We start from the raw sequence: 17,774 nt of genomic DNA, 5'->3' as shown, positions 1-17,774 counted from the left end.
GTAGCTTGTTGTTCTGTGCAGATGAATTAAATTTATGTGTTTATAATTGTTTTTCAATGGTCACACCTGACTGCCATGCCTTCGGCAGGTAAACCGTCAGGCAGGTAGCTTGCCCCAGCCTGCCCCGAACTTGTTTCGGGGGACTCGCTTCGGGGTAATCTCGCCACCATAATCATGCTTCCGTGTGACATACTCCTCATGCCTGTCTGTCCGGTAAGCAAGCTCGATTTCATATGTTTATAATTGTCTTTTCAGCGGTCATATAGCCTGCCCCGAACTTGCTTCGGGGGAATCTCGCATCTCCCCGATAGAATACGGGGCATCCCAGTGTGTGACGTGCTCGTCATGCCTGACTGCCGTCCAGGCAGGCTCGATTTCATATGTTTATTTGTTATTTAACGTTCATCCCGATGATTTACGGGAGGAATCTCGCAACCCCGATAGCCCTTATAGCCATCCGTCGGGGCCACTGTGTTTCGTATTCTTCATACTTGATTTCATTTAACCTTTGCAAAATAAAAAGCCGAACCATCGGCAGGCCTGCTATCAATTATTAATTCATTGGGAGAAACACTGTACCAAGAACTCCTATAACCAACTTTAATCCTTCGGAAATTACCAATTGAATAAGAATGATTTCCATTTTTTACCCAACCGGTATGGCCGTCTCCCGAAACCATCAAAACTCCATCGTTTTTAAAGTCATATACTATATTTCGTTTAGAATAGTCTATTTCCTCTTGAGGAGAACCAAAACCCGATGTATATTCTTTTATTAGTCTCCATTTGCCGATAACACTTGTAATAGTTCCAGGCAACTCATCTACTCTTAATAAAACTTGGGCATCGTCTCTCAATTTATCTACTCTAACCGCAATATCCCATTCGAGAGGTAAGGGTATCTCGTTTAATCTTATTTTCACTTTCAATTCATAGTCATCTATAGATGACTGTTGAATACTTGTTTTATATATATCGTAAATTCCAGATGAAGCAACACTGCCCACCAACAACAACGATTGTTTAGAAAAATCCAAAGAATGAAAACTGCTGTTCATGGAGCATGAGACATATTGCTCCAATTCTTCGAGGCTGTTAATAATTACTACTTTGCCATCGTTTTCACGATTGACCCAATTACACATCGTCCCATACAACGAAAAAACTTCAAGTGAACTATTTTCTTGGTTGTCATCTACTAGTATCTCTTTTGAAATATCGTCTTGGCAAGAAATTAAACTTCCTGTCAATATTAGTAAAAATGCCATGAGTCCTAAAGCATTTGTTTTCATATTTCACTGTTTTTGATACGCAATTATACTTTCCTTATCGTTGAAGAATACCGATAAACTATCCAAAGCACTTTCTCATATTTACGTACCACCGGGACGCAGGTTAAAACCTGGGGCAAATCTGTTGGATTAGCGGTTCGTCCAAAGTTTTTAGCTAGCCTCGCATTTCCCCGATAGCCCCATATTCTATCGGGGGGCGCATCCCAGTGTATGACGTACTCCTCATGCCCTGACTGCCGTCAGGACAGGCTCGATTTCAGCTTTTCATTTTTCCTTTCAGTAATTGCGCGTTGATTGCCACTATGATCGTGCTTAAGCTCATAAATACGGCACCAACAGCCGGGCTTATTATCAGGCCAGGAATAAAACCGGTGGCCAATGGTAATGCAACGGCATTGTAACCAGTAGCCCAAGCGAGGTTCTGGATCATTTTGTTGTAAGTTGCCCGTCCAAAGAGTACCAGGTTGGCAATGTCCATAGGGTTGCTGTTCACAAGGATGATGTCAGCTGTCTCCGCAGCTACATCTGTCCCGGAACCTACGGCAATACCCACATTGGCCTGTGCCAGTGCCGGGGCATCATTCACGCCATCTCCTGTCATAGCCACAAATTGGCCATCCTTCTGAAGCTTCTCGATGATCTCTACTTTTTCATGAGGCAGTACTTCACTATAGTAGCCATCCAGGCCAAGTTTGTCACTTACTGCTTTAGCCGTTTTCTCATTGTCACCTGTGGCCATGTAAAGCTTCATGCCCTTTTTCCTGAGTGTTTCGATGGCCTTGTGGCTTTCTTCCCTGATCTTGTCCGCCAAGGCAACGAACCCGACGAGCTTTTCTTCCCTAAGCACGAATACGATAGTTTCCGCAGCATCTGAATCAGCTTGCTCAGGAATTTCGAGCTTGTTTTCTTTCAGGTATCCTGGGCTAACCACCTTCCAGTTTTTTCCGTCGATTTTGGCTTGAATGCCTTTTGCCGTAAGCGATTCAAAGTTTTCTACCTTTTTCAAGGTAAGTTCTTCCTCTTTCGCTGCTTTTACAATTCCCTGAGCAATGGGATGTTCAGACTGCTGTTCCAGCGAAGCTGCAAAGGTCAAAAGGTCTTCTTTTTCCATATCCTCAGTGAGACTTTCATAGCGTGAAACGCCAAATTTCCCTTCGGTTAATGTACCGGTTTTATCGAACACCAGTGCGGAGATCTTCCGGGCATTTTCAAAAGCGGTACGGTTCCGGATGAGCAAGCCATTGCCTGCGGAAACCGCAGTGGAAATTGCCACCACCAGCGGAATGGCCAAACCCAGTGCGTGGGGACAGGAAATGACCATAACGGTCACCATACGCTCCAAGGCAAAATCCAAGGGTTCACCTAGGCTGATCCAAGTCACCAGTGTTATTGTTCCTGCAAATAAGGCAATGAAGGTGAGCCACCGGGCGGCAATGTTTGCCAGGTTCTGGGTTTTGGATTTGGTTTTCTGAGCCTCTTCTACCAGGGTGATCACTTTGTTGAGATAGCTTTCCTTTCCGGTTTTGGACACCTTCACCTTGATGGATTGGCTGCCATTAACTGCACCGCCAATCACCTGGTCTCCCTTGGCTTTCTTTACTGGCCTGCTCTCACCGGTAAGCATACTTTCGTCTAGGTGGCTTTCGCCCTCCACCACGGTGCCATCGGCAGGTATTTTCTCATTGGCTTTAATCAGGATGATGTCTTCCTTTTTCAGTTCATCCACTTTGATGTCCTTGATTTCGTCTCCTTTTACCAAATGAGCTTCAGCAGGCATCATCTGCACAAGGAGTTCGAGTGCATTCGAAGCTCCCATTACGGATTTCATTTCTATCCAGTGCCCAAGCAACATGACGACAATCAGGGTAGCGAGCTCCCAGAAAAAGTCCATCCCCTCTAAGCCAAACACCACTGCCGAACTGTACACGTATGCCACGGTAATGGCCAATGCGATCAGGGTCATCATACCCGGGTTTTTGTCTTTCAGCTCGTCCCATAGTCCTTTGAGAAAAGGCCAGCCTCCGTAAAGGAAAATGACCGTGGAAAGCCCAAAGAGTACATACTGATCACCGAAAAAAGTAAACTCAAATCCAAGCCATTGCTGTATCATCTGCGACAAAGCAAGGATTGGTACGGTGAGTACCAATGAAATCCAAAATCGCTTTTTGAAATCTTCAACCATCATGGCATGATGGTCGTGGTGGTCGTGCTGATGGTTGGTTTTGTTGTTAGTTTGGTGATCTGGTGAATGGCTCTTTTGATGTTCACCATTGTGGGGTGTGTGTTCGTGATTATGCTTATCCATGCGTAAGGTTTTTTATGGTTATGCTGTCTTTAAATAGGGTGAAAGTTCCTGACCGGAAATAGAATAGAAAGCATTTCTCCCTTTTGGAATTGTTGATTTTTATCGCTTTTTTATTGGGATTTCACAGTAGTGGGATTGTGGACAGCTATTTCCCAAACTTCACGATAAGATAACATTTTTATACAACAAACCTGATAGAAAACCTAAAAGGTAAAATCAGAAAATACACCAAAGGGAATGGATCTTTTCCCTCGATCAGTACGCAAAATAACCCGCTTTAAAAATATCCATTGCGCAGATTTTGGGAAACTGTGACTAAATAAAAATGTTAGATGACTAATTGACTTTAGAAAAATTTATCCCCAAATCTAGGAAGGACAAACAGACAATGGGCTTAGTCCCAGACAGACATGTAGAAACCCTTTGGTCTGATTATAAAGAAAGTCAGGATAAGCAGCTGGAATGGGTATTGAATGATATCTCCTCCAGAAAGGTACAGGACGCAGCAATCCATTCGATTAATAAAGCATTGAAAATATGTTCATCCAAATAATAGAAACTAATCCATCGATTTATAACCTTTGGCACCATTTTTTCTCATTATCCTTACTGGAATAAAACAAAAAAATATGGAATTTTTTATAGGAGTTATCATTGTGGGTTTTTTGATTGCTTTGGTTTTTTTTCCTTTGGTATATTTCACAAGGAGAAGTTCAGATATTAGGCTGTTGGGAGATAAAATTGAACTTCATTATCCGATGAGGAAAAAGGAATTCAACTTAAATCAAGAACTTAAGAGTTGGAACATCCAAGAAGCAAAGTTCCTTTGGATAGGTAAGGTTTTTTCTATCAATATTGAGCTTGAAAGTGGTAAGTGGCACCATGTGAACACTCGGTACAACAGAGAAAGTTTTGAACAGATTTATACTTACTTGGATTCCAGCTATTCTGAAAGAAGAAAAAAGGGCGAATAACCATATACCCAGTACGGGGTGCCTGGAATTTGCTCTAGGCGTTGATTGTATATATACTTTTTCAGTTCGTAACAAGCAATGTTTTTGCACTGATTCTTATAGAACTGCCCTTGGTGATGACAAGAAAGTATTTTTATTAAAATCTTAAAAATCAAAGTCTGTTGTGTTTCATACTTTGAAAAAATAAAAAAGGCCTGCTTCCCAGCAGGCCTGAAATTTCACTCATTTTAATCGATAGAATCCAATTCCGTTGGCTGAACTTCTACCTCTACTGAAGTCTCTTCAGGTAAAGGAACCTGTTCGGTTTGCTCTGGCTCAACCAGAGTATCTTCTGCGGTTTTGTTTCCACATGATGCCAATACTGCCATTCCGGCAACCAGCATTAAGACAAGCATTTTTTTCATTTTCAATTTGTTTAATGTCCATTCCGGACAAAATATATACTTCAATATGTGTGCTAATTTTTTGTCTAATAGTGTTTTAGGTTAAATATTTTTTAAAATATTTTTTTATCCCATTAAATCTCAATAGTACCATGTTCACCCTTTTCAAATAGCCATTCCCACCACTAAAATACCTGACAAAATGTAATTTTTTATAAAGAGGTTCAAAGGCAGGGGGATGCCAGCTATCCCCCTGTCGAATGTTAAGAACTGTATCCATTCCGATATTGGATTCCAAAAATCCATCCGAGTGAAAAGGACACAAAATTTAAGCTACTGCCAACAAAGGGGTGCTATTGCTCCCTCTACTTTTCTTCAAGACAACATTGACTTGGTCTTGCCATTTTTTGATCAAGACTGTCTCGCCCAAAAGATCAGAGTACTTCTCTCCATCATAAAACTCAAGCATATGGCTGACATTTCCGGAGGCATCTACAAGCTCCAAAGTCAGGTGGTCAATGACCTTTCGCTTTGATTCTTTTTCACCAAGCGTCCTGGACGATTCTCTGATTTTCGCATAGCTGATATCTTTCAGGTCAATGATATCAGTACTGAACTGCTCAGAGCCCTTTGCATATACCAATTTCATCTGGGAGGAGTCTATGCCCACATAATAGAAGCTTCTCCAAAAGTCAAAATTGTTGATCCGGAGACTGTTTTCCTCTAGAAATCTATTGAGCTCAGATTCTTTTCTAAGCCTCGTTTTTTTTACCCTCAAATATTGGATATAAAGAGGGGCAATAAATGCCGAGATTGCTACAACGGCAATCAGCAAGGAAGGAATATCGATTTCAAACATGATATTGTAGTCATTGGACAGCCATAAATGGCTGTCAGGTTAGCGTATAGAAATTTAAAATTCAGTCAGAATGCGTGTTTCTGACTTCAAAAATTATCCCCGTGTAAAAGGAATTTCTATTCTACCAAAAGTAATGGCTTGGAAATTTGAGTTCTTTTATATCAAAAATTACAAAGACACGCTCTGTGATTTCTATTTGGCATTTAATAAATGAAGCCAAATAATAGGCATGTGCTGTATAAGCATCAAAGTAGGGGTTTTCACCTGAATACTCCTTCTTGGAAGGGACAGAAGTCAGATCTGCACTGGCAACTGCATTTTCGGCATCAAAATTCTCCCAAAAAGAAACAGGGGAAATCGTTTCTTTACTTTCAATACCGGAAAATTCTATTGGTTGATTTATGGGGGGAAAAGCCAATCCCAAGACTATAAAATATAGCCCCATAGAAACCCCAAACAATTGTCTTAAAAGTAATGTCATTTTATGGTGAAGAACGTATTCTTGTGATCACAAAACTAATACCAAAATTCATCAAAAATATAAGCTTACTGTTTTATACTTGACGGTTCTATGTCATATCAATAAAAGCCCGATCGTTCCAAATAAGCCCAGGTAAAATTGGGATGATGGCTGTTTGCACGAACCATATTCACCCAAAGCAATGTCATATGCTCCAGGTGGAGGGATTGAGCTAAAAGTCCAACATCTACGGTTTCGAATCCCAGGTCAGCATTAAGCAAACTGACCACTTGCTTGCTTTCGCTATTATTTCCAGCTATAAGCATTACAGGGTTTACCCCATAATTCGGAAATACGGGGTTTTCGAGGTTTTCAAAACCGTAGATGGAGTAAGATTTTACCACACTGGCATCTTTTGCCCATTCTTGAACCTTTTCAGCACCGGAAATTTTACTTCCCAAGCCATGTGAAATACCTGGCCCCACAGGATTTGTGCAATCTATTACTATTTTTCCTTTGAACTGCAAGGGCTTAAGGGTTTCTTCGTTGGCTCTAAAGGGCGTTGCGAGGAAAACCACATCTGCAATAGCTATGGCTTCCTGAAGTCCCAAAGCAGCAAATGCTGGGTTCTTGGATTGTGCATTGACGACACTTTCACTTTTTACATTATTATGGGCTATGGTAATTTCGTGTCCTTTTTTTTGAAGATTGTTGGCCAATGCAAACCCTACATTGCCAATTCCTATAAATGCTAATTTCATTTTTGTTAGGTTTAAATTTTCTTCATGTCAAAGAGATGCGGTAACCCTACCGCCACCTGATCCATTTATTTTGTTAATTGTTGAACAACAAATCTTGCCGCTGCCGCCCCCGAATTTTGCTGCTGTCCGGTTATTAGGTTTCCGTCTTGTATGGCATAGGAACTAAAAGGAGCAGCTACTTTGAAGTTCGTTGTTGATAGTTTGCCGGCTTCCTCTTCTATCCAATAGGGCTGTATTTTTTGACCCACTGCTTTGTCCACATATTCTTCTTCAACATTGGCAAAACCCGTCCAGGTTTTCCCGTCAACTAGGAGTTGTCCATTCGATTTTTTAGCTTCCAAAAGTAAAGCAACCGAGTGACATACTGCCGCACTTGGCTTGCCGGATTCATAGAAATCGACAAATAGTTTTTCCAAATCGTGGTTTCCCTTAAATGTGTACATCGGCCCCTGACCACCCACCAAGAAAATGGCGTCAAAATCATCCGCACTGATATCTGTAATTTTAATAGTGTTTTCCAACATCTGATTGAACCAATCCAATTGCATATATCCCAGAGATATCACATCGTTTGCCGAATAACCACTGGCATCTGTGGGGTCTGAATATCCATCCATTGCAATTTTACCGCCTTCGGTAGAAGCTAACGCAACTTCAAAACCTGATTCTTGAAAAACATATAGGGGGTGGGTTAATTCAGAAGCCCAAAAACCAATGGGCCAACCTGTCTGCTTAGATAAGGCAGGACTACTGGCCACCATTAAAATTTTTCCTTTGTGTGGCATACCGTGGGTATGCACGTAGTTATTTGTTTCTTTTACTTTAGATTCCATACAATTCTTTTTAAATCCTAGTGATGTTTATGATTGGCTGAAGAAACAGTTGCTCTGCGCTGGTTGTGGTAAATAATTTGTCTTCGTAATTTGACTGCAAAGTATTCCATTTACTTACCTTTGTCAATATACTTACGAAAGGGAATGGTACTAACTTTTAGGAAAGTATCCAATAAATCAATAAATTATGCCAGATTTTATTTATAACAACAAAGTTTATTATAACCCCGTGGAGTTTGCCATGGACAGAATAGGGGGTACCTGGAAAATGCCCATTCTTTGGAGGTTGAAGGAAAGGGTGTTTCGGTTTGGAGAACTTAAAAAGGATATCCCTCATATTACTGACAAGATGTTGACTTCTCAATTGCGGCAGTTGGAAGCTGATGGGTTTATCCATCGGAAGGTGTATGCAATCGTACCTCCAAAAGTGGAATATTCCATAACAGACAAAGGCAGAACAGCGATACCCATTATTGAAACTATCCGTAATTATGGACTTGAATTGATGGAAGGAGAGGGTATAAAATCTAAGTAAATATAGTAAAAGGCAGGAACCAATTTTCACAAAGCCAACTTAAAGTCCGCGGATGTTGAACCGATTGTAAAAACCTATCAGACGGTTTCAAATCGTCAGATAGGTATATAGCTATAAACCGTCAGATAGGTATACAGCTATAAAAAAGTAAAACCATGAGCCTGCCAGAAAACCAACAGTACCATTTTTACATCCAGGGTAACAATCGGGGAAGGATTTTCTTTTCAAGGGAAAACTACCTGTACTTTCTTGCAAAATTCAGTTCTTTTTCGGACTATGTGGGATTAAGAAATGGTTTGCTGTGTCACCAACAAGCTGCTACCGACCTTCTGGATATATCAACGGAAACTCTCTATCAGGAATCGTATCAGGCAGTGCCTCCTGGCGTGGCAAAAAAGTTGTATTGATTTGGTATCGGTCTGACGGTTTCAAACCGTCTGACCGATACAAGGGGAATGTTCAAAGTGATAGGGACGTGCGTTTAAAGGGAAGTAGGCCCATCAAATGGGCACAACAGCCCATTTCAGGCTTCTTTACCATGGGTTAAAAATAGGGCTATCTTTTGGGATATAAAATCTATTCGGAGTGTGTGGTTTGCTTCAAGCTCGATTTCAAAACTCATTGTGGAATCATAAGAGCATGACTATGCATTCGGTTTTATCTTTAATTCCGTCCACTTAGTCGTCCAGGTTTTTCTAGTAGCACTTGGTGCCTTTTTCAACCACACAGACCCCTGCTAATCTATCGTAAAGCGTTCGTTGATTTTTCTGAAACAAAATTTCCGATAAAAAGAAGAACGGGGCCAAACTTAGCAAGCTGAGTCCAATTAGGGTAAACATGGAGCCAGCATTGTTTGGTGTTTCAAGGTTCCCATAATGAATAAGGACATGGGACAGTTCCCAGGGTGTAAATTTCAAAAAGTTCCTCAACAAGGCTGCCTGAAAAGTTATTTTCCTGTCGGAATCCGGGAATTTCACGACAGCAAGATGTAATAACCACTTCCCCAGGCTCCCTTTCCTTTTGCCGGATTCAAAAAGTGAAAAATACAGTATAACGGGCAGGGTAACACTAACAAAGGAAATCAGGTGGGCAAGGGCAGGTCTTTCAAACAGGCTTTCCCAACCCACCCGGGCACCAGTCAATGAGAGCCCAATTAATAGCAGGAAACCTATCCATAAACCAATCAACAGGAAATCTATTGAAAAAGCCAATGCCCTTTTCAACAAAAATATTACCCTAGCTTTTTCCATTCAATAGCGCTATTTGTTCTTTGGTAAAGGCATTGACAGCTTCCAAATACTTTTTTACTGCCAGTAATTCTTCCTGCTCAAATTTTTGGTAAAACTTTTCAAGGCTGGACTGCATGGCCTGAAATGCCGGACCGATTTTTTGAAAGGCAACCTCCTGGTTAAGGACCACAAGAACCTTACGTCTGTCCTGTGGATCCCGTTCCCTGGTTACAAGATTTGATTTTTCCAAGCGGTCTATCAATCCGGTTACCGCTCCCGTGGTCAATCCAGAAAGCGCTGAAAGCTTGCCCGCGGTCATGGGGCCATGCTGCATTAGCAGGTCTACATATTTGTGGTCAGTTCCTGTTAAACCTGCCTTTTGAGCGATTGCTTGATGTAGTAAAATGGTAAGGGTAGAAAACTCCCGGCTTAGGCTACTGATGGTTTGTTCAAGTCCCGCATCAATTTTATCCATGCTTTTTTTGGTCATATTATAATCGTATTTATCTTTGTAACTAAGATAATTAGTAATCTAAATAAAATGCTTTACAACAAAGATATTGATTAAATGAAAATTACTATGCGTACCTCCGAACTTTTGGAAGTAAACACAATGAGAATCCACAAAGCAGACAGGTGGTTAATGTGGTCCATCTTTTTGTATTTTACCATGAACGGCGCACAGCTATGGGAAACAGTGCTGTTTGTCCCCGCGTGGTCTGCAAACCCTCCGGAGACCCTTCACTTTTTCAATGGTCCTTCGGGTATTGAACTGAGTAAATTTTGGATAATTCTCCATGCTGTACATGAGGTTTCCATGGTAGTTGCCCTAATCTACAATTGGGCCTTTCCAAAAAGAAGGAATTGGATGCTATTTCTTTTTTGTGTCCATATCAGTCTTAGGGTTTGGACATTGATCTACTTTGCCCCTGTCATTCTAGAGTTCCAAAACACAGCAATAGGTGGGGTTGCCCATCAGGATATCATTCAAAAGGCGAAGGACTGGAGAAATTTGAATTACCTAAGGGTTGCCGTATACTTTCTGGTCAACCTTGCCTTTGTGCGAGTCTTGTTTTATCCAAGAAATACAAGTAGTCAAGGTGCATAATTAACTGGGAAAAAATCCAAAAGGATACCTCTCAGCTATTATAAATAGTAGTCATTATACGCTTTTTGGAGTTTGGAATTTTAAATAAAAAAGAAGAATGAAGAACAAGAAAATCTTAATTGTAGGATCAGGGATAGCAGGCCCTGCCTTGGCCATTCAATTAATCAAAATGGGCTTTGAAGTGGATGTGATAGAATCCCGAGAAGAAAAAGACATGGAGGAAGGGTTGTTTTTGGGGTTATCCCCCAATGGCATCAATATACTCAAAGGGCTTATAGAGGAGGAAAAACTTTATCAGGAGTTCGCCCCTGGCGCCATTGAGTTTCTGAATGCCAAAGGCAAAAAAATCGCAGCGCTAGACACCGATGATCAATCCAAAAAATTTGGAACTCAATCCATTCAGGTAAAGCGCTCACTTATAAGCCACCTGCTGCGTAAGGAACTTGCCAAGCATGGTGTTAGTATTCGTTACGGCTGCAAGCTAAATGGCTTTGAAAAGGATGGGGAGTTAATCTTTGCCAAAACAGGAGGGCGTACTTTAGGCCCCTTTCATTGCGTAGTGGGAGCAGATGGCGTCCACTCCAAAACAAGAAAGTTAATTTTCCCCAACGGCCCGGATCCTATTTTCACCAATCACTATTCCACCGGGGCGGCAGAAAAAATACAAGTGGTGAATTCGATGCCCAAGAAGGTTCAAATGACATTTGGAAATCGTGCTTTTTTTGGGCTTATGCAATCCAATCAAGGGGAAGTCTGGTGGTTTAACAACTTCTATCATAAGGAAACCCCGGTCGGGGGGGAAAAGATCAACCTTGGTCAAGACGACTTAAAAGCCCGGTTAATAGCACTGCATAGGGATGATCATCCGATCATCGTTGAAACAATATCCAAAAGCAAAAACCTGTTTGCCTATCCTATTTATGAAATCCCACCACTTCCCTGTTGGTTCAGGGAACAAGTGGTATTAATAGGCGATGCAGCCCATGCCGTCACCCCACATACTGGTCAGGGGGCATCCCTTGCCTTGGAAGACAGCGTAGTGCTATCCCGTTGCCTTTCAACATACGATTCGCTAGAAACAGCTTTCACCCGCTTTCAGGTCGTAAGGGAAGAACGTGTCAAAAAAATCATTGCCCAAGCAAGAAAGGTAGGGGACAGCAAGTCAAAACCCAATCCCCTCTCCACTTTCTTCCGTGACCTATTCCTCCACTATTTCATAAACATGGAAAAGAAAAAAATGGAGTGGATCTATAGGTACAGGCCCGAAAACATAGCAGTTTAGATCGAAACCATCGGTTTATGAGAGACACTTATTAAAGTAAAAATTGAACGTTAGAAAATAGTGGTAATCCAATGGCTGTAATAATCAACCAATGGTTCTCCCATGCTAGAATTCATTACAGATGAGGAAAGGAGTTTCTTTCAGGTTGATCATTCTTGGTTTTTGGAAGAGATTGAAAGGGAGGAGATACCCCCCCCAAACACCTCCCTATACCCCCCCAATCCAAGGATGAACCCGTCACAATCGACCTTCCGGATAAGCAAAAAGAGATTTCAGAATTAATACAAAGAAAACCAATTTTACTTTTTTAGTTCTATCACCCAATCCATAGCATTGATCATGGCTATGGGATTTTTCGATTGAACATACTTGGGAACGAGGGTAAAGATTTCAATTGAGAAACGAACGAGGGTAAATCTATCAATTTTTTACCCTCGTCCATTCTACAAGGGTAAAAATAACCTTCGAAATTCACGGAGCTGCAAGCTTATTGCTAAAAGAGCAAATGTTTAACTCTCGTGTCTAGCGGCTCGCAGCTCAATTGGAAAAAAAAACCTCAAAAAAGAGGAGGACCAACTGAAGTTGAGGTTGCCCGAAAAGGCCAAAAACTGGAAGCCTTCCACCAACATTGCACCTTCCCAAATGGCTCCGGTGGTCAACTCGGTTGAGCCTGATCAGATAAATGTCTTTCATTTTGGTTTGGTGCCATACTGGGCAAAGGGTAAAAATGTGGGGTACAAAGTGATCAATGCCCGCTATTAAGGTTAGGATACGTTGTGGATTTCGCAGAGATTATCCGATCCTATGCCCAAGGGTTTAACCATTCTGTTCAGAAAGTTTTCCACGGAGGTCGCGTAGGTGATTTCGATGATCTGACGGTCATTCCAGTATTTTTTAAGCCTGCCAAAGGTCTCATCGTTGACGCTTACCTGCTTGGTGACCTCTTCCACGTAAGCAAGGGCGGCTTTTTCCCCATGGCTGTAATGAGAACTGTTTTCAAAAACCATTAATTGTCGAAATTTCTCCTGGTCCAACTTTTTACGATCCGCTCTGAGTTTAGCTACATCCATACAAAATTGACAGCCGTTCAAAGTGGCCACGTAGGTCTGGATCAGTAGGATCAGTTGCTCCGGAAGAGAATGGGAGGCCTTAATATCCAGCATTTTCTTAACCAGCATCATAATCTTTGGAAAACGTACATAAATTACCTTGGCGACCATCGTGATCTTGCCAAGTTCTTTTTTGATAAATTGGAAACCCAGCCAACTTAGGATGTTGGTGGGTTTTTGGATGGGGTGGATTCTAGGGTTCATCGAGTTTTAGTTTTATACAATAATCATTTTTCTTTCATTAAATTTATTGATATTTTAACTCTATTCTAATGTCAATTCGCTTAGCTGCTGTCCCGTCCATATTCTTCCATTTATTCATGGAATATGGCCTGCAGCAGTAGCCTTTTTACCTCAGCAGGCTGATCAATACAGGGATCTGGATAAATTCATTTTACAATAGGTATTAGGCAAGGAACTAGTCTCTTATTTTTAACAAAACACTTCCCGTCTTTTGCTCACTTTCCACATACTTATATGCCTCTACAATTTGGTCTAAAGGATATACTTTGTCAATTACCGGTATCAAAAATCCCTTTTCAGCTAATTCCTTAAAGAAGAGTATGTTTTCTCTTTTATCCACCGGAATTGGGAATAGCACCTTCTTAGTACCAAAAGCTGAAGTCCATAAGGCCAAAAGTGGGTTTTGCATAAATGGGCCTAATTCTGTTGAGAAATAAATGCCATTAGGCTTAAGTAATTTTTTGCAATTAAAATAGCTGCTCTTGCCAACAGCATCAAAAACAACGTCAAATTGCCTGTTGAGTTTGGTAAAATCTTCGCTGGAATAGTCGATTGCATGTGTGGCTCCAAGGTTTTTAACCAAATTTAGATTTTTTGTGTTGGTCACCGCAGTAATTTCAACGCCAAAGTAGGCAGCAATTTGAATAGCAGAACTTCCAATGGAACCGCTGCCCCCATTAATTAGTATTTTTTTTCCTGGCTCTAGGTTTGCTTTTTTCAAGTTGTTCCAGGCATACCATGGCCCTTCACATATTGCCAAAGCATTCTCTGCGGTAAGTGTTTCGGGCAATGTGCTTATGCTAGCATTTTCTGCTATACATAAATATTCGGCATGAGCCCCGAAGTTTGATTCACTAAGACCAAATACTTTTTCTCCAACTGTAAAAGATTTCACATCCTTACCAATGGCATCAATATCTCCTGAAAATTCACTTCCAAGGATGGTATTTTTTGGCTTGAACAAACCCGTGAAAAAGCGGGTGATAAATGGGTGGGCTGCCCGTAACCCGCAGTCTGTTCTATTGACGGTGGCAGTATGAATTTTCACCCTCACCTCGTTATCCTTTGGGATGGGAATTTCCACCTCCATTAGCCGGACTACATCCGGTGGACCATATTTTCTTGTTAATGCAGCTTTCATAGTCATACAAAATTCAATTTAAAAATAAAATCGGTACATCATATTTGGAAAAAGTCCGAAAGTAGTCCGGAAACCTACTTGGCCAGGTTCATTTGGAGCATAAAATTCAGTTAATCGCACCTGATTATTGGTCAGGTTATCCAGATTTAAAAATACCTCCTGAGTAGTATTTGTTTTATTCCATTTGTAGCTGAACGCAAGTGATATCGAATAAATAGCACTCAAGCTACTTTCATAAGCCCTGTTAAAGTCCCAGAATCTATTGTTCAACGGGTCTACCGCTAGGGTACCATCAAAATCCCTTAATAGCGGTATTATTCTCCTACCCCCACCAAAAAAGACTTTTGCATTTATACTCAATACCTGGTTGTTTTTTCTACCCAGTTGATAAAACTCTTTCCCGACCAATCCATTTACCAGATAGTTACTGTTAAATGCCGTGTTGCGCTCCACCCCATCAAGAGCAATATAGGTTGAATTAAAAAAGGATGCATTGACCAGAAAGTAATAACTGTTTTCAAAAAAGCGCTCCAATGTAAGTTCAATACCGTAATTGGTTCCACTTCCCTCGTTTACCAAATCAACAAATTGCAAATCCAACGTCTCATTTATGGTAGAAAATGAACTGTTGACATCGTTTTCAACAGGCAAATTATATAGATCCTGATAATACAATTCTACTTTTGTCCTTAAATTCCTTGAAAATCGTTTTTCATACCCTAGGACAAAGTGATGCGCTTTCAGCAAGTCCAAGTCCTGATTTGGTATTGCTATGCTACCATCAGGCTTTTCCACTTGGGTGAAATAATGGTGGATTCCTTCCATCGTGCTGTGCATTCCATAACCCATGCTAAACGTATTGGATGGGTTTGCTTGCCAGTTAGCAGCAATTCTTGGTTCAAGGATACTTTTATTATTAAAAAGAACATTCATGTTATGTAGGCCAGATACTATGGTGATGTCCTCATTCATCCTGTACTTCCAGCTTATGAAATTTCTCAGGGTGCTGATATTCTCATCCATTTCAACCAAAAAATTCCTATGCAAGGAATTGTCTTCCAAGCGACTGATAGTGAAATGATGATGGAAAAGGGCGAATCTGGACCCCATCTGTAACGTGTTTTTAGCATTTAATTTGTTATTATAAGTCATGTTCAGCCTATAGGTTGCGGTTTGGATTCGGCTTCTAAAGTTGTCTTTGACGGCAGCCACAGAATCATTCAGTACTGATCGTTCGGAAATCTGATCCCTTATCCCTTCATTTGAATAGGCCAATGTGGTTCTGAGATAACTGTTCTTATCGATAGAAAACAAATGGTTGATACCTGAATTAAACAAATGTGCTCTTTTGGTAAAATCTTCTTTTATGTTTTCTTTCAAACCATTGTCACCGGGAGTAATAAAAATGGTTGGATCCACATCCTCAAAATCCAACGTGCTGTAACCCGAAAGTCCGAATAGTGAGAAGTTACCAAATTTTTTAGTTGGCAACATTACTTTAAATGCTCCATCTTGAAATGTGGGTATTCCCCCTATGTCTACCAATCCGAACTGTTCAATTAGCGATACAGTAGAATACCTATAGTTTACCAAGTATGAGCCACCATAACCTTTTTTGAGTGGACCTTCCAGCGTCAGGTCTGTTCCCAGAATCCCTAATCCTAGCATTCCCTCAAACTGTTCATTGTTTCCGTTTCGCAGTTGTATATCATACACCCCTGACAACACATCGCCAAACTCAGCAGTGAAAGCTCCGGTATGAAAATCAGAAGTACCTAATATATGGTTGTTTAATGCACTTGGTGCACCGGTACCCAAACCAATCGGATCACCAAAGTGGCTTGGGTTTGAGATTTGGACTCCTTCCAATCGCCTTTGAACGTATTTGGGCGAATTGCCTCTAACAATGATATCCGCACTGCCATCCTGGGAATTGTTTACACCTGCAAAATTGGATAGGATACGGGCTGGGTCATTAAATCCTCCCGCATAGCGATTGGTTTCATTTGACGTAATGGAACGAGAGCTTATCAGGGCCATTTCATTTTGCGACTCCCCTTTGTTTGAATTTGCTGATACCACCACTTCATCCATGGTCGAGATGGATTCGGTCAAAGACAAATCTATTATGGTTTCTTTGCCAGACATGACCGAAATATCAGGTATATGCTGGGACTCATAGCCGACATAAGAAATTCTCAGAGAAATTCTGCCTATAGCTACATCTGGTAACCGGAAGTTTCCATTGGAATCTGTTACAGTACCGATTAATGGATCGGAGCCAACAAGCACTATCTGCACCCCTACAAGCGGGCTTTTACTGTCCGCGTCTCTCACTGACCCCCTTACAGTTTGTGTGACTACTTGCGAATGCGTACAAAAGGAAATAAATAGAAGCGCTAAGGATATTAATAATTTCAATTTCATAATTCTGCTCACATGATTTTAGAAGCAAAATTATATTAGAAGGGTGTTGACTTTCATTGACGTTTGTCAAGAAAGAAAGAAAGAGTGAATCACTTTTTTAAAAATATACGTTTTCGGATTCTGCTTAAGGTTTCGGGACTGACTCCCAGGTAACTGGCCAGTTGGTATTGAGGTATTCTGTTGATTAATTCCGGTCTGTTTTCAAGTAAATCCAAATACCGGTCTTCAGGTTTTGATGTGATAAATTTCGCCAGCATTTCTTGATAATCGCCCAATTGATCTTCCAACCCTGAACGACTTAAAGATTCAAAATTTGGATATTTTTGATAAAGTTCCAACTCCTTTTGCACTGACAAAACAGCTAAAGTACAGTCTTCTATGCACTCCAAAAAATGGTCAGAAGGAATGCCTTTCGCTGCACTCTTGAAGGATGAGAAGCCTTGCTCTTCTACAAAGAAAAATGTGGTTTTCTCAACTCCATCAACCAAAAAATATTGCCTTACGCATCCTTTCATTAATAAATAACAATCTTTTGCCACCTCACCTTCCTTAAGCAAGATGCTCCCTTTGGGGTGATTTTCAATCCTTATGGCTTGAATGATTTCCTCTGCTTCCTCCGAGTTAAATTGCTTGTTCTTTAAAATGCATTTTGACATTTCCTGGGTACTTTCCAACGTTTCTCTATTTCTCTTAGGATTTTTACCCATTGTATGTCCGTTTAAATGACTAAATGTATTCTTTTTTCAATTTAGCATTTTTTGCATGATTGCTCTTAGTCAATGTTGGTATTTCGGTGTACTTTTTTAAATACATTATGATTAGACTGCAACCCA

General features: G+C 40.8%; 20 protein-coding genes. 6 read left to right on the top strand and 14 right to left on the bottom strand.

From position 1 onward, the window contains the following. Window positions 1-53 precede the first annotated feature (53 nt). The 3 genes from DB520_RS26630 to DB520_RS10990 all read right to left on the bottom strand — a co-directional run bounded on the left by DB520_RS26630 (window position 54) and on the right by DB520_RS10990 (window position 3,597). Complete coding sequence (locus tag DB520_RS26630; protein ID WP_157972033.1) at window positions 54-233, bottom strand: hypothetical protein; 180 nt, start codon at window positions 231-233, stop codon at window positions 54-56. Window positions 234-497: 264 nt separating this feature from the next. After that, window positions 498-1,292, bottom strand: a complete 795-nt coding sequence (locus DB520_RS10995) for a hypothetical protein (protein ID WP_114749758.1) — start codon at window positions 1,290-1,292, stop codon at window positions 498-500. 256 nt (window positions 1,293-1,548) lie between these two features. Then, window positions 1,549-3,597: a copper-translocating P-type ATPase gene (locus tag DB520_RS10990; RefSeq protein ID WP_114749757.1), complete on the bottom strand. Its 2,049-nt coding sequence runs from the start codon at window positions 3,595-3,597 to the stop codon at window positions 1,549-1,551. A gap of 629 nt (window positions 3,598-4,226) precedes the next feature. On the opposite strand from DB520_RS10990, the gene DB520_RS10985 reads away from it, so the two are divergent. Beyond that, window positions 4,227-4,571 (top strand): hypothetical protein, encoded by a 345-nt coding sequence (locus DB520_RS10985; RefSeq protein ID WP_157972031.1) that lies wholly within the window; start codon window positions 4,227-4,229, stop codon window positions 4,569-4,571. Between the two features lie 227 nt (window positions 4,572-4,798). Here DB520_RS10985 and DB520_RS26620 read toward each other — a convergent pair whose 3' ends face one another. The 5 genes from DB520_RS26620 to DB520_RS10960 all read right to left on the bottom strand — a co-directional run bounded on the left by DB520_RS26620 (window position 4,799) and on the right by DB520_RS10960 (window position 7,867). Continuing rightward, window positions 4,799-4,975, bottom strand: coding sequence for a hypothetical protein (locus DB520_RS26620; RefSeq protein ID WP_198675298.1), 177 nt, complete (start codon window positions 4,973-4,975; stop codon window positions 4,799-4,801). A gap of 307 nt (window positions 4,976-5,282) precedes the next feature. Next, complete coding sequence (locus DB520_RS10975) at window positions 5,283-5,813, bottom strand: hypothetical protein (RefSeq protein ID WP_114749754.1); 531 nt, start codon at window positions 5,811-5,813, stop codon at window positions 5,283-5,285. A 121-nt stretch (window positions 5,814-5,934) separates the two neighbouring features. After that, entirely contained in the window at window positions 5,935-6,294 is a 360-nt protein-coding gene (locus tag DB520_RS10970; RefSeq protein ID WP_157972029.1) for a hypothetical protein, read from the bottom strand. Window positions 6,295-6,392: 98 nt separating this feature from the next. Next, window positions 6,393-7,034 (bottom strand): NADPH-dependent F420 reductase, encoded by a 642-nt coding sequence (locus DB520_RS10965; RefSeq protein WP_114749752.1) that lies wholly within the window; start codon window positions 7,032-7,034, stop codon window positions 6,393-6,395. Window positions 7,035-7,099: 65 nt separating this feature from the next. Continuing rightward, the gene (locus DB520_RS10960; protein ID WP_114749751.1) at window positions 7,100-7,867 is read right to left on the bottom strand and encodes a type 1 glutamine amidotransferase domain-containing protein; all 768 of its coding nucleotides are present in this window, start codon (window positions 7,865-7,867) and stop codon (window positions 7,100-7,102) included. A gap of 187 nt (window positions 7,868-8,054) precedes the next feature. Here DB520_RS10960 and DB520_RS10955 point away from each other — a divergent pair, with 187 nt between their 5' ends. Continuing rightward, window positions 8,055-8,402 carry a winged helix-turn-helix transcriptional regulator gene (locus tag DB520_RS10955; RefSeq protein ID WP_114749750.1) on the top strand — a complete coding sequence of 116 codons (348 nt, stop codon included), beginning with the start codon at window positions 8,055-8,057 and terminating at the stop codon, window positions 8,400-8,402. A 155-nt stretch (window positions 8,403-8,557) separates the two neighbouring features. After that, on the top strand, window positions 8,558-8,809 hold the full coding sequence (locus tag DB520_RS10950) for a hypothetical protein (protein WP_114749749.1): 252 nt from the start codon (window positions 8,558-8,560) through the stop codon (window positions 8,807-8,809). A 288-nt stretch (window positions 8,810-9,097) separates the two neighbouring features. Here the strand turns inward: DB520_RS10950 and DB520_RS10945 are convergent, their stop codons facing one another. Beyond that, a complete protein-coding gene (locus DB520_RS10945; RefSeq protein ID WP_114749748.1) occupies window positions 9,098-9,652 on the bottom strand; it encodes an RDD family protein in 555 nt (184 codons plus the stop codon). Next, a complete protein-coding gene (locus tag DB520_RS10940; protein WP_232834919.1) occupies window positions 9,639-10,121 on the bottom strand; it encodes a MarR family winged helix-turn-helix transcriptional regulator in 483 nt (160 codons plus the stop codon). Before DB520_RS10940 ends, DB520_RS10945 begins: the two co-directional genes overlap by 14 nt. A 78-nt stretch (window positions 10,122-10,199) precedes the next feature. On the opposite strand from DB520_RS10940, the gene DB520_RS10935 reads away from it, so the two are divergent. From DB520_RS10935 to DB520_RS10920, 3 genes are all read left to right on the top strand, one after another. Next, a complete protein-coding gene (locus DB520_RS10935; RefSeq protein WP_114749747.1) occupies window positions 10,200-10,739 on the top strand; it encodes a transposase in 540 nt (179 codons plus the stop codon). Window positions 10,740-10,836: 97 nt separating this feature from the next. Continuing rightward, on the top strand, window positions 10,837-12,021 hold the full coding sequence (locus DB520_RS10930) for an FAD-dependent oxidoreductase (RefSeq protein ID WP_114749746.1): 1,185 nt from the start codon (window positions 10,837-10,839) through the stop codon (window positions 12,019-12,021). A 540-nt stretch (window positions 12,022-12,561) separates the two neighbouring features. Beyond that, window positions 12,562-12,783, top strand: coding sequence for an SOS response-associated peptidase family protein (locus DB520_RS10920; protein WP_114749744.1), 222 nt, complete (start codon window positions 12,562-12,564; stop codon window positions 12,781-12,783). 2 nt (window positions 12,784-12,785) lie between these two features. Here DB520_RS10920 and DB520_RS10915 read toward each other — a convergent pair whose 3' ends face one another. From DB520_RS10915 to DB520_RS10900, 4 genes are all read right to left on the bottom strand, one after another. Further along, on the bottom strand, window positions 12,786-13,334 hold the full coding sequence (locus DB520_RS10915) for a carboxymuconolactone decarboxylase family protein (protein WP_114749743.1): 549 nt from the start codon (window positions 13,332-13,334) through the stop codon (window positions 12,786-12,788). Window positions 13,335-13,548: 214 nt separating this feature from the next. Next, complete coding sequence (locus DB520_RS10910) at window positions 13,549-14,463, bottom strand: NAD(P)-dependent alcohol dehydrogenase (protein WP_232834929.1); 915 nt, start codon at window positions 14,461-14,463, stop codon at window positions 13,549-13,551. A gap of 69 nt (window positions 14,464-14,532) precedes the next feature. Beyond that, window positions 14,533-16,941 (bottom strand): TonB-dependent receptor, encoded by a 2,409-nt coding sequence (locus DB520_RS10905; RefSeq protein ID WP_114749741.1) that lies wholly within the window; start codon window positions 16,939-16,941, stop codon window positions 14,533-14,535. 89 nt (window positions 16,942-17,030) lie between these two features. After that, a complete protein-coding gene (locus tag DB520_RS10900; RefSeq protein ID WP_198675297.1) occupies window positions 17,031-17,648 on the bottom strand; it encodes a Crp/Fnr family transcriptional regulator in 618 nt (205 codons plus the stop codon). Window positions 17,649-17,774 lie beyond the last annotated feature (126 nt).

The organism is Pleomorphovibrio marinus (genome assembly GCF_003347495.1).
Classification (GTDB): domain Bacteria; phylum Bacteroidota; class Bacteroidia; order Cytophagales; family Cyclobacteriaceae; genus Pleomorphovibrio; species Pleomorphovibrio marinus.
The sequence above is the reverse complement of the archived record's forward strand: the minus strand, read 5'-3'. Positions and strand labels throughout refer to the sequence as shown.